Annotated in this window: 10 protein-coding genes; 2 read left to right on the forward strand and 8 right to left on the reverse strand. The window is 67.3% G+C overall.

What is annotated here, in order from left to right; translation table 11 throughout:
- Window positions 1-12 precede the first annotated feature (12 nt).
- The 8 genes from KBW98_RS18655 to KBW98_RS18690 form a co-directional block, all read right to left on the reverse strand.
- Window positions 13-672 carry a choice-of-anchor J family PEP-CTERM protein gene (locus KBW98_RS18655; protein WP_211521669.1) on the reverse strand — a complete coding sequence of 220 codons (660 nt, stop codon included), beginning with the start codon at window positions 670-672 and terminating at the stop codon, window positions 13-15.
- 227 nt (window positions 673-899) lie between these two features.
- Complete coding sequence (locus tag KBW98_RS18660) at window positions 900-1,979, reverse strand: branched-chain amino acid ABC transporter permease (protein WP_211521670.1); 1,080 nt, start codon at window positions 1,977-1,979, stop codon at window positions 900-902.
- A 2-nt stretch (window positions 1,980-1,981) separates the two neighbouring features.
- Complete coding sequence (locus tag KBW98_RS18665; protein WP_211521671.1) at window positions 1,982-3,004, reverse strand: branched-chain amino acid ABC transporter permease; 1,023 nt, start codon at window positions 3,002-3,004, stop codon at window positions 1,982-1,984.
- Between the two features lie 8 nt (window positions 3,005-3,012).
- A complete protein-coding gene (locus KBW98_RS18670) occupies window positions 3,013-3,756 on the reverse strand; it encodes an ABC transporter ATP-binding protein (protein WP_211521672.1) in 744 nt (247 codons plus the stop codon).
- On the reverse strand, window positions 3,749-4,528 hold the full coding sequence (locus KBW98_RS18675; protein ID WP_211521673.1) for an ABC transporter ATP-binding protein: 780 nt from the start codon (window positions 4,526-4,528) through the stop codon (window positions 3,749-3,751). Before KBW98_RS18675 ends, KBW98_RS18670 begins: the two co-directional genes overlap by 8 nt.
- Window position 4,529: 1 nt before the next feature.
- Entirely contained in the window at window positions 4,530-5,729 is a 1,200-nt protein-coding gene (locus KBW98_RS18680; RefSeq protein WP_211521674.1) for a substrate-binding domain-containing protein, read from the reverse strand.
- A gap of 20 nt (window positions 5,730-5,749) precedes the next feature.
- Window positions 5,750-6,640, reverse strand: coding sequence for an alpha/beta hydrolase (locus KBW98_RS18685; protein WP_211521675.1), 891 nt, complete (start codon window positions 6,638-6,640; stop codon window positions 5,750-5,752).
- A 220-nt stretch (window positions 6,641-6,860) separates the two neighbouring features.
- Window positions 6,861-9,149, reverse strand: a complete 2,289-nt coding sequence (locus KBW98_RS18690) for a TonB-dependent receptor (protein ID WP_211521676.1) — start codon at window positions 9,147-9,149, stop codon at window positions 6,861-6,863.
- Between the two features lie 290 nt (window positions 9,150-9,439).
- On the opposite strand from KBW98_RS18690, the gene KBW98_RS18695 reads away from it, so the two are divergent.
- Both KBW98_RS18695 and KBW98_RS18700 read left to right on the forward strand, forming a co-directional pair.
- Entirely contained in the window at window positions 9,440-10,372 is a 933-nt protein-coding gene (locus KBW98_RS18695) for a LysR family transcriptional regulator (protein ID WP_211521677.1), read from the forward strand.
- A gap of 120 nt (window positions 10,373-10,492) precedes the next feature.
- Window positions 10,493-11,401, forward strand: coding sequence for a LysR substrate-binding domain-containing protein (locus KBW98_RS18700; RefSeq protein ID WP_211521678.1), 909 nt, complete (start codon window positions 10,493-10,495; stop codon window positions 11,399-11,401).
- The last annotated feature ends 63 nt before the right edge of the window (window positions 11,402-11,464 follow it).

Genomic DNA, 11,464 nt, shown 5'->3' on the forward strand with positions numbered 1-11,464 from the left:
GAAACATGGTGCTTACCGGACCGGCCGGCGCCGGCCGAAGGCGAGCAGGCCGGCGCCGCCCGCGATCAGGAGCCAGCTGGCCGGTTCCGGGACGCCGGTGACCACGCTGACCGTGTCCAGTCCGACGTAGTCGAGGTCGGCGGTGTCGCCCCGGTAGCGGAAAGCGAATCTCCCTGGTCCTTCGGCCGCGATGCTGCGGTTCCATTGCTGCCATTGCGCCGGAAAGCCATCGCCGCCGATGCTGGCGAGCAGGGCGCCGAAGGCCTCCGGGCCGGTTCCGCTGCCGGCGGCGAAGCGCACCTCGATCCGGTCGTCGAAGCCGGGCGCGCCGGCGCGGTTGGTGAAGAAGGACAGGCGGGTCCAGCCGCTGAGGTTCAGGACCGGCGTGACGAGCCAGTTGTCGACCAGCCCGATGCCGTTGGCGGCGCCCAGGAAATTGGCGGCGGCATAGGCGTCGTCCGCGCCCGATTCGGCAATGAAGACGTCGGGATTGCCCTGGAACCAGCCAGTGCCAGGCGGCAGGCTGCGGTTGACCAGCACCCAGTCGCTGAGTCCGGCGAGGTTGTCGAAGCCCTCGCTCAGCACCTGGATGGGGGCGGCATGGCCGCCGTGGGGGAGGCAGGCCGCCATGGCAAGGGCGGCTGCCGCGAAGTGGTAGGACAGTCGGTTCATGGTGAGTGTTCGCACAGGGCCAGTAGGATGGTGGACCGCTCGCGCTGGCTGACGACGAGGCCATTGTTGCCTTTATGTTATGAACAAAAAGGCAACTGATATTGATGTGTATTTAACGGACGTGGAGCCTTGATGGGAAACGCGCAAAGGGAGGGCCGTTGGCGCTCGCTGAAAAGCAAAAAAAACGCCTCCCGAAGGAGGCGTGGGAACGACAGAAGAAGTGACGCCTAGCGGCGCGCCGCCGGCCAGCTGCGCAGCCGCAGCTTGCCCACGATCCCGATGGGGAAGAAGTAGATCGACAGGATGAACAGCACGCCCAGCCACAGCATCCAGCGGTCCGGGTGCAGGGCCGCGGCCAGCACCGGCACGCCTTCCAGCGCGCTCGAGCCGCTCGCCATCAGCTCCTTCAGGTAGTTCTGGGCGACGATGAACAGCGCCGCGCCCACTACCGCCCCGTACATGGTGCCCATGCCGCCGATCACGACGATCAGGAGGATGTCGGTCATCACCTCGAAGCCGAGCGAGGTCTTGGGCCCCACGTAGCGCAGCCACAGGGCCATCAGCGCGCCGGCCAGCGCCGCCACCAGCGCGGCGAAGCAGTTGGCCCAGATCCGGTAGACCATGGTGCGGTAGCCCAGCGCCTCGGCGCGGAACTCGTTCTCGCGCACCGCCTGCAGTACCCGGCCGAAGGGCGAGTTCACCAGGCGCAGCAGGAACAGGAAGAGCAGCAGGCAGCCGAAGAACACCAGGTAGTAGGTGAGCAGCTTGCCGTCGACCGAGCGCCCGAAGACCTCGTTCTCCATCAGCTGGAAGCCGGGCGTCAGCACTTCCGGCACGCCGAAGGTGACGCCGTCCTCGCCGCCGGTCAGGTCCGACATCTGCGAGGCCAGCACGGCGAACGACGAAGCGACGGCCAGGGTGATCATGGCGTAGAAGATGGCGCGCACGCGCAGGGCGAACAGGCCGACAACCAACGCAAGAGCAAGTGCCAGCAGCAGCGCCAGGGCCAGGCCGCCGAGGGCGGCGCTCCAGGTAGGCTCGTCGACCCGGGACAAAGCGATGCCGATGCCGTAGGCGCCGATCCCGTAGAACATGGTGTGCGCAAAGGATACGATGCCGGTGTACCCAAGCAGCAGGTCGTAGGACGCCACCAGCACGATGTAGACGCAGATGGTGGCCGCCGTGTTGAGCGGACGGGCGCCCGAGGTCAGGAAGGGCGCCAGCGCCAGTCCCAGGAAGATCAGGAGCAGGATGGCGGACAGCGCGCGGCTGCGCGGCTTGTCGCCGGAAAGAAGCGTGTGCAGCATGGTCAACCCCGCATTTTCGAATAGAGACCCGCCGGGCGCCACAGCAGGATGGCGATCATCAGGATGATGTTCGACACCAGCGCGACCTTGGGGGCCAGGAAGCTGGCGTAGTTCGCCACCAGGGCCATCAGCAGGGCGCCGATGAAGCAGCCGCCCACCGAGCCGAGGCCGCCGATGATGATGACGATGAAGATCATCACCATCAGCTCGCCGCCCATCGCGGCCGACAGGGTTTCCTTGTACAGGCCCCACAGCACGCCGCCCAGGCCGGCCAGCGCGGAACCGGCCGCGAACACGGCCACGAACAGGCGGCCGATGCGGTAGCCCAGGCTTTCCACCATCTCGCCGTTCTCGACGCCGGCGCGGATCAGCAGGCCGATCTTGGTGCGGTTCAAGGTCAGGAACATGGCCACGAACACCACCAGGCCGACCGCCACCGCCACCAGGCGGTATTTCTCGATGGCGGCGTCGCCCATCAGGATGGCGCCGCGCAGCGCGGTCGGCAGCGGCAGGGCGATGGTCTCGGCGCCCCAGATCACGTGGATCAGCTGCTCGGCGACGATCATGCCGCCCATGGTGATCAGGATCTGTTTCAGGTGCTGGCCATAGACCGGCTTGATGATGATGCGCTCGAAGGCCCAGCCCAGCAGGGCGGTGGCGATCATCGCGACCGTGACGGCGAGAAGCAGCACGCCCAGGTTGACCAGCAGCGAATCCATCTCGAGCCAGCCGCGCATCGGCAGCAGCACCAGGGTGGCGGTGAAGGCGCCCACCGACACGAAGGCGCCATGGCCGAAGTTCAGGACGCTCATCAGGCCGAAGACCAGGGTCAGGCCGCTGGCCATGATGAAGTACATCATGCCCATCGCCAGTCCGGCGACGGTGAGGGTGACCCAGGCGGGGAAGCTGCCGACCAGGGGCAGCATGGCCAGCATCAGCAGCGGCACCAGCAGCAGGGGCGCGACGTCGAGCTTGGCCGCGGGCAGCGCAGCGTCCGCATTGGCAAGGGGAAGGGTGGCGCTCATGGTTTGTCCTATTGGTGGGAGTCGAGCGAGAGCCCGAGCAGGCGCTGCTGGAGCAGCTCGTCGCCGGCCAGGTCGGCCATCGCGCCGGCGTGCACGACGCGGCCGTCGTCCATCACGCCGACCGTGTCGCCGAGCGTGCGCACGAAGTTGAAGTTCTGTTCGACCAGCAGGATGGTGGTGTCGGTTTCCTTCAGCTCGCGGAAAGCCGCCATCAGGCTCTGGACGATGGCCGGGGCCAGGCCCTTGGTCGGTTCGTCGACCAGCAAGAGCTTCCTCGGCTCGACGATGGCGCGGGCGATCGCCACCATCTGCTTCTGCCCGCCCGAGAGGTTCCCCGCCGGGTAGTTCCAGAATTTCTTCAGGGCCGGGAAGAAGCCGCAGATCCAGTCGACCCGGGCCTGGTCGAGCGGGCCGCTGCGCGCCGCCAGGTAGAGGTTCTCGCGCACCGTCAGATCGGAGAACACGGCCATGCTTTCCGGGACATAGGCGATGCCGGCGCGCGCGATGTCGGGCGTGGCCATCTTCGTGATGTCCTGGCCGTCGAAGCGGATGCTGCCGCTGCTGGCCTTCCACAGGCCCATGATGGTGCGCAGGGTGGTGGTCTTGCCGGCGCCGTTGCGGCCCAGCAGGATCGACAGGCCGCCGCGCGGCACCACCAGGTCCACGCCTTGCAGGATGTGGTACTGGCCGATGTGGGTATGCACGCCCGACAGCGTGAGCAGCGCTTCGCCCGCGGACGCCGGTTTAAGCATGTTGGGATTCGGGTGTTCCAAGATAGGCTTCCTGTACGATCTTCGATTGCATGACGTCAAGCGGCTTGCCGTCCGCGACCAGGGCGCCGTTGACCAGCACCACGATGCGGTCGGCCAGCTGGCGCACCACGTCCATCTTGTGCTCGACCAGCAGCACGGTCTTGTTGCGTTCGTCCTTCACCTGCTGGATCAGGTCCAGCACCACCGGGACCTCGTCCACGCTCATGCCGGCGGTGGGTTCGTCGAACATCATGATCTCGGGTTCCAGCGCCAGCAAAATCGCGACTTCCAGCTTGCGCTGGTCGCCATGCGACAGGGCGCCCACGTGCATGTCGCGCCGGCCGATCAGGGACACGCGCTCCAGGTAGTGCTCGGCGCGGGCGATCAGTTCCTTGTGGCTGGACCAGATCGAGAAGAAATTCAGGCCCATGCCGGCGCGGCTCTGCACCGCCAGGCGCACGTTCTCGATCACCGTCAGGTTGGGGAACAGGTTGGTAAGCTGGAAGGCGCGGCCGATGCCCATGCGGGTACGGTGCGCCGGCCCCAGGCGGGTGACGTCCTTGCCCTTCACCATGACGCTGCCCGCCGTGGCGGACAGCTGGCCCGACACCAGGTTGAAGTAGGTGGTCTTGCCGGCCCCGTTCGGGCCGACGATCACGGTCAGGGTGCCGGGGTAGAAATCGGCCGTCACCCCGTTTACCGCGACGTGGCCGCCGAAGCGGATGCTCAGGTCGCGGGTCGAGAGGGAAGCCTGGGCTGCGGAAGAAGTCATGTCAGCGCTTGTTCCGGACCGGGAGCGGCATCTCGGACGCCGGGATCTCGCGCACCAGTTCCAGCAGGTCCCATTCGTTCTTCTGGTCCTTCTTGATGCGGAAGTGGTACATCGGCTGGATGGCCTGGTGGTCTTCCTTGCGGAAGCTCATGGTGCCCTTCGGGGTCTCGAAGCTCATGCCTTCCATGGCCGCGGCCATCTGGTCGCCGTTGCCGCTCGGGACCTTGGACAGGGCCGCCACCACCGCGCTGGCCGCCGCCATGCCGCCCGCGGTGAACATGTCGGGGGGAGCCTTGAAGCGCCTGGTGTGCTCCGCCACGAGCCAGTCGTTCATCTTGTTCTTCGGGAAGCCGTGGTAGTAGTAGATCGTGCCTTCGGTGCCGGCATAGCTCTTCCAGGTCTTCATCACCGGCAGGATGTTGCCGCCCGGGGCCAGGGCGATGCCGTAGCGCTGCGGCTGCATGTCGGCGATCTTGTTCATCGGGTTGGGGCCGGCCCAGACGATGGCCAGCACGCGCGGCTGCGGCTTGTCCTTGAGCGCGTCGAACAGGCGCTGGGTCGAGGCGGTGAAGTCGGTGGTGGTCATCGGCGCGTATTCCTCGTGCACCACCTTGGCCTTGCTGCCGGTGGCGGCGAGGGCTTCCTTGCCGGCCTTGATGGCATCGCGCCCGAAAGCGTAGTCCTGGGCCAGGAAGCCGATGCTGCCCTGCTTCAGGGTCGAGGCGGCGGCCAGCGCGTCCTGCATCGAGTTGCGCGCGGTGCGGAAGATGTATTTATTCCACTTGTCGCCGGTGATGGCGTCGGCCACGGCCGGCTCCACGATCAGCACCTTGCGGTACTCCTTGGCCACCGGCAGCATCGCCAGCGCCGAGCCGGACGAGGTGGTGCCGACCGCGATGTCGACCTTGTCGTCGCCGTAGGCCTCGGCCAGCAGGGTGCGGCCGAGGTCCGGCTTGCTCTGGTCGTCCTTGACGATCACCTTGATCTTGCGGCCGTTGATTTCCATCTTGCCGCCCGTGAGGTATTCCAGGCCCATCATGAAGCCGGTCTCGGTCTCCTTGGCATAGGCTTCCAGCGCGCCGGTCTTGCCGGCGATGAGGGCGACCTTCAGGTCCTTGCCCTGGGCCAGCACGCCTGGCGCGGCGCCGGCGGCGAAGGCGGCAAACATGGCGAGGGCGAGGGGTTTGATCAGGTGGTTCATGCTTGTCTCCTTGTTCTGTCTCAGGGCACCGTGGCCAGGAAGGCGCGGATCGCCTCCAGCGCCTCGGGCTCGGTCAGCATCGGCGCGTGGCCGACGTTCGGTACTTCCACATATTGCAGTTCCGGGGCGGCCTTGCGCATCCAGGCCGCCTGTTCGGGTTCGACCAGGTCGGACAGCGCGCCGCGCACCAGCAGGGTGGGGCGGCGCCGCGCCAGCCGGCGGAAGGCCATGCGCGCAGCCAGCGAGGTCGGGGGCAGTTTACCCGTTTGCAGGGCGTGCGCGATATTCGGATCATAGCGCGGGCTCAACAGGCCGTCATCGCGCTGTTCGAAGGCGCGCCGCGCCCATTTGTCCCATTCGTCCTCGCTGTTGGCGGGGAAGGCGCACAGGTTGATGTCGCGCACGTGGCCGGCGGCTTCGCTCCACGAGGCCACCGCGCCGGACTTGCCGGCATAGCCGGCGATGCGGTCCAGGCCGCGCGCCGACATGACCGGGCCGATATCGTTGATGACGGCGCCCGCGATCAGGTCGAGGCGGCGCGCGGCCAGGGTCATGGTGATCAGGCCGCCCATCGAGGTGCCGATGAAGACGGCGCGCGCGATGCCCAGGTCGTTCATCAGCTTGATGACGTCGCCGGCGTAGACCATGGGCGAGTAGTTGGCGGGGTTCGGGTCGCGCGCCGAGTGGCCGCGGCCGCGCACGTCGACCGCGATCACGCGCCGCCCCTGGGCCGCGATGAGGGGCGCCAGCTCGTCGAAGTCGGACGAATTGCGGGTCAGGCCGTGGATGCAGATGACCGGCAGCCTGGCCGGTCCCGGCGCGGCGCCGGCGACTGCCGTGGCCGGATAATCGCGCGCGTACAGCGCCAGCCCGTCGCCGCTGGTGTAGCTGATTGGTGTGAAGGTGGACACGCTGGCTTATCCTGTTGGTTCGATCTTTGAAATGAGTGCACTCGCAAGTCACCCTGGATAGTTGGCGCGTGAACGTCGTCCCGGCGTAGGTCGGGATCCAAGTTTCGCAATGCGATCGCTCACGCAAACTTGGGCCCCGGCCTTCGCCGGGGAGACGGTCCCACTGCTAACTCGATGGCTGGACAGGGCGGCTCCCGGGCAGGAGCCGCCACCTGCACCGTCAGAAGCGGTACTCGACGGTCGCCGACACGGTGCGCGGGTTGCCGTAGAAGGCCGTCAGCGTGCCCTCGTTGCCCAGGGTCGGGAACAGATAGCCGGCGGTCTTGTAGCGGGTGTCGCCCAGGTTCTTGCCGTGCAGGCCGGCGCGGATCTTGCCGTCGGCACGGGTCCAGACGATGCTCGCGTCCCAGATGCGGTAGGAGTCCTGGTCCAGCAGCGAGCGGGTCTCGAACTGCGCGGTGGCGCCCTTGTACGACCAGCTGCCGATCAGCGAGAGCTTGCCGTTGTGGCCCATGACCGGCATCGCGATGTCGTAGTTGGCGCGCAGGTTGGCCGAGTTCTTCGGCGTGTTCTGGAAGGTGCGCTGGCCGGCCACGTTGACGCCCGCCACGATGTACTCCTTGTACTCGGCGTCGATGTAGCTGTACATGCCGGCGATCATGAAGTCGCGGGTCAGGTTGGCGATGGCTTCCAGTTCCACGCCCTTGATCTTGGCCTTGCCGGCATTGGTGGTCACCCCGGCGAAGCTGTCGTCCTGGCCGTCGCCGTTGGTGTCGATCGCCACCGAGCCCGGGATCTGCACGTCCTGGTAGTCGCTGTAGAAGACGGCGGCGTTGGTGGTGATGCGGCCGCCGTTGAAGGCCGACTTCAGGCCCAGTTCATAGGTCTCGATGGTTTCCGGCGCATAGCCGGCGCGCGCGGTGGCGAGCGGGATGCGGGTGCCGACCACGTTCAGGCGCGGGTCGAAGCCGCCGCCCTTGAAACCTTCCGAGTACGAAGCGTAGACGTTGTGGTCCTGGTTCATCTTCCAGTTCAGGGCAACGCGCGGGGTGAATTTCTTGTCCTCGCGTTCGAGCACGCCGCCACGCAGGTCGGTATCGGTGCGGAACAGCAGGGCGCCCGGGTTGCCCAGCTGCGGCGAGCCGCCCAGGCCGAAGTAGATCTGGCGCAGGATCTCGGCTTCGCGCTTGTCGACGGTATAGCGGCCGCCCAGCGACACGTTCAGGGCGTCGGTCAGCTTGTAGCTGCCGTCGGCGTAGACCGCCCAGGCCTTGGTGTCGATGTCGCCCATGGTGTAGGTCGAGGTCGCGACCGCGCCGGCCAGGATGGTGTCGAAGTGGTTGAAGGCGTTGGCGTCCATGAAGTAGACGCCGGCCACGCCCTGCAGGCGCTCGCCCGAGTAGGTGAGGTTGAATTCCTGGCTGAACTGCTTGTTCTTGTACAGCGCCGGCACTTCCATGTCGACCACCGGCAGGGCGTCGAAGTCGATCGGCGCGTAGGAGCGGTCCTTGCGCGCGGCGGTGATCGATTTCAGGGTCCATGCCGGGTTGATGGTGTACTCGACGGTGGCCGAGACGCCGTAGGCTTTCACATCCTGGTCGTGGCCGAGGGCCTTGGTCAGGTTGCCGCGGGTGTCGAATTCGTTGGGCAGGATCGGCGCGCCGCTCGTGCGGCCGACGATCAGGCGGTGGCCGTTCTTCGGATTCGAATCGTCCTGGGTGATGTCGCCGGCGATGCGGACGAACAAGTCCTGGTTCGGGGTGAACTCGGCCGACAGGCGGGCCGCGGTCACGTCCTTGTCGTAGTTGCCCTTGCCGGTGAACAGGTTGGTGCCGAAGCCGTCGCGCTTGAAGCGGGCGAAGGTGCCGCCGATGCGCGCGGTGTCGCTCAAGGGGGTGCTGGCGGTGACCACGGCTTCCTTCTGGCCGTGGTTGCCGACCGTGCCGCGCAGGCGCACGTCGGTGTTCGGGCCCAGCTTGCGGGTCACGTACTTGACGGCGCCGCCGATGGTGTTGCGACCGTACAGGGTGCCCTGTGGGCCGCGCAGCACCTCGATGCGCTCGACGTCGTAGATGTCGGCCACGGCCGCTTGCGGGCGCGCCAGGTAGATGTCGTCGACGTAGATGCCGACGCCCGACTCGAAGCCGGCCAGCGGATCGGCCTGGCCGACGCCGCGGATGAAGGCGGTCAGGGTCGAGTTGGTGGCGCGCGAGGCCTTCAGGGTGGTGTTCGGCAGGGCCAGGGCCAGGGCGGTGACGTCCGGCACGGCTTGCTTGGAGAGCTGGTCTGCCGAGAAGGCGGTGACCGAGACCGGCACGTCCTGCAGGGTCTCCTCGCGGCGGCGGGCGGTCACGACCACCTTGGCGGGAGCCGCCTCTTCGGTCGGGGCCGCCGCCGGGGCGCCGGCGGCGTCCTGGGCGTGCGCGGCGCCGATCGTGCCACCGGAAACGGCGAGCAGGGCGATGGCGGACTGGGTCAGCAGGCTCAGTTTCTTCTTGGTCAGACGCATTCTTGTCTCCTTGTTTTTGGTCGGCATGCGTTCAAGATTTCGCATGGTTCGCAGTGTGCCTCGGTTGAGTTTGGTTGAATAGGCAACAATCGATCACCCCTTTGTGCATTAATGCACAGCCCGCTTTGATGCCTCTGTGCATGGGTTCGCAGCGTCTTGACAGGGAGGATGTGCCCAGCAGCAATTCCTCCAGCCCGCGCGAGCGCCAGCGCATACTCGATGAGCTAAACGATTGCAGGGGGAATGTGCACTAGTGCACAATATGTCATCTTGATATCGGACAACGACCCATGAATACGCTGCCTGAGTGGACCGACCTGCGTTTCTTCCTGGAGCTGGCCCGCGCCGGTACCTTGTCCGGGGCCTCGCGCCGCCTCGAGGTCGAGCACACCACGGTGGCGCGCCGCATCGACCGGCTCGAGACCCAGCTCGGCGCCACCCTGTTCGACCGCAGCCGCGAAGGCTACGAGCTGACCGAGGTGGGGCTGGCGCTGCTGCCGCACGCCGAGGCGATGGAGGGCGCGGCCCTGGCCGCGGCCGAGCAGATCGGCGGGGCCGAGGTGGCGGCGGCCGGGGTGGTGCGCCTGGGCGTGCCGGAAGTGTTTGGGGTGCGGGTGGTGGCGCCGCTGCTGGCCGGCCTGCTGGAGCAGCATCCCGACCTCTCGATCGACTTGCTGGCGCTGCCGCGCTTCGCCAACCTGGCCAACCGCGAGGCCGACCTCGGCGTCATGCTCGATCCGCCCACCACCGGGCGCTACGTGGTCACGCGGCTGGCCTCGTTCCGCTTCTACCTGTACGCCGCGCCGGCCTACCTGGCGCGCCATCCGCCCATCCGGCAGCAATCCGACCTGGCGCGCCACGACTTCGTCGACTACGTCCAGGACCGCCTGGCCAGCCGCGAGCTGTCCTACCTGAACGAATTCGGCTTCACGCCGCGCCGGCGCATGTGCTGCTCGGGCATGACGGCCCAGATCGAGGCGGCCTCGCTGGGCATGGGCCTGATGATGGCGCCGCCTTACGCGGTGCCGGACGACGGGCGCCTGGTGCCGGTGCTGCCGGGCTTCTTCGCCGAGCGCTCGTTCTGGCTGGCCGCGCCTACCGACCTGTACCGCCTGCGGCGCGTGAAAGTGGTGTGGGACCTGCTGCGCGAGCTGGCGGACAACAATCCGTCGCTGTGGTGGCATAACGGGGACCTGGACAATGTGCAAGTTGCAGCCACGTAGGGTGGACGGCTCTGCCGTCCACGCGTTCAACCCATGCTCCCCGGCCCGTGCGCGGGAACGGAGCCGATAACTATCACCGCGTGGACGGCAAAGCCGTCCACCCTACGACCGACGACCACCATGCGCAGCCAGATCAGCGACGAGATCACCTTCCGCAAGCTCGAAATCCTGCTCGCCTACATGGAGGGCGGCAACCTGAACGCGGCCGCGCGCCTGCTCGACATCAGCGCCGTCAGCGTGCACCGCGCCCTCCATTCGCTGGAGGAGAGCATGAGCTGCCAGCTGTTCAGCCTGCAGGGACGCAACCTGATTCCGAACGAGGCGGCCCAGGTGCTGGCCGAGGTCAGCCGCGAGGTGATCAAGCTGATGGCCGACGGCATCGCCGCCACCCGTTCGGCGGCCGGCTACTCGGCCGACCGCCTCAAGCTGGGCTCGCTGTACTCCCTCACCACCGGGACCATTCCGGAAGTCATCATCGGCATCAAGCTGCGCAAACCCGAGCTGCAGACCGAACTGGTGCTGGGCTCGAACGCCGACCTGCTGCACAAGCTCAAGCAGAACGCCATCGACGCCGCCCTGATCGCCTTGCCCGAGGCCGACCCCGACGTGGAGTCGATTCCCCTGTTCGAGGACGAGATCTACTTCGCCGCCCCCAGCGGCTCGCCTTACGCCGGCGCCACGGAAATCGACCTGCGCGACTGCGCGGGCGAGAAGTTCGTGGGGCTGAGCGAGGGCTTTATCACCTACCACGGCTTCCAGGAAGCCTTCCGCATCGCCGGCTTCTCGCCCACGGTCGTGACGCGCGTGGGCGACATCTTCTCGCTGATGAACCTGGTGGGGGCGGGGATCGGCTACACCCTGCTGCCGGGGCGGGTGCGGCATGTCTTTGGCGACAAGGTCCAGCTCATCCCTCTCAAGCAGGAGTACCTGATGCGCCAGACCATCGGGCTGAGCTTCCTGCGGGTGCGCGAGCGGGATCCGAATCTGCTGGCGCTGGCTGCGGTGTGCCGGATGCTGAAACACCGGTAGGGGGGGGGGGCGGCCGGGCGCCCCCCCCCCCCCCGCCCCCCCGGGGGGGGGGGCCCCGCCCCC

Origin of the sequence: Massilia sp. ST3, from assembly GCF_018119405.1 — a bacterium.
Lineage (GTDB): Bacteria > Pseudomonadota > Gammaproteobacteria > Burkholderiales > Burkholderiaceae_D > Telluria.

Excerpts from the sequence above, each read along its gene's own strand:
- KBW98_RS18655 (WP_211521669.1), bottom strand. The coding sequence starts at position 672 with ATGAACCGACTGTCCTACCACTTCGCGGCAGCCGCCCTTGCCATGGCG.
- KBW98_RS18660 (WP_211521670.1), bottom strand. The coding sequence starts at position 1,979 with ATGCTGCACACGCTTCTTTCCGGCGACAAGCCGCGCAGCCGCGCGCTG.
- KBW98_RS18665 (WP_211521671.1), bottom strand. The coding sequence starts at position 3,004 with ATGAGCGCCACCCTTCCCCTTGCCAATGCGGACGCTGCGCTGCCCGCG.
- KBW98_RS18670 (WP_211521672.1), bottom strand. The coding sequence starts at position 3,756 with ATGCTTAAACCGGCGTCCGCGGGCGAAGCGCTGCTCACGCTGTCGGGC.
- KBW98_RS18675 (WP_211521673.1), bottom strand. The coding sequence starts at position 4,528 with ATGACTTCTTCCGCAGCCCAGGCTTCCCTCTCGACCCGCGACCTGAGC.
- KBW98_RS18680 (WP_211521674.1), bottom strand. The coding sequence starts at position 5,729 with ATGAACCACCTGATCAAACCCCTCGCCCTCGCCATGTTTGCCGCCTTC.
- KBW98_RS18690 (WP_211521676.1), bottom strand. The coding sequence starts at position 9,149 with ATGCGTCTGACCAAGAAGAAACTGAGCCTGCTGACCCAGTCCGCCATC.
- KBW98_RS18695 (WP_211521677.1), top strand. The coding sequence starts at position 9,440 with ATGAATACGCTGCCTGAGTGGACCGACCTGCGTTTCTTCCTGGAGCTG.
- KBW98_RS18700 (WP_211521678.1), top strand. The coding sequence starts at position 10,493 with ATGCGCAGCCAGATCAGCGACGAGATCACCTTCCGCAAGCTCGAAATC.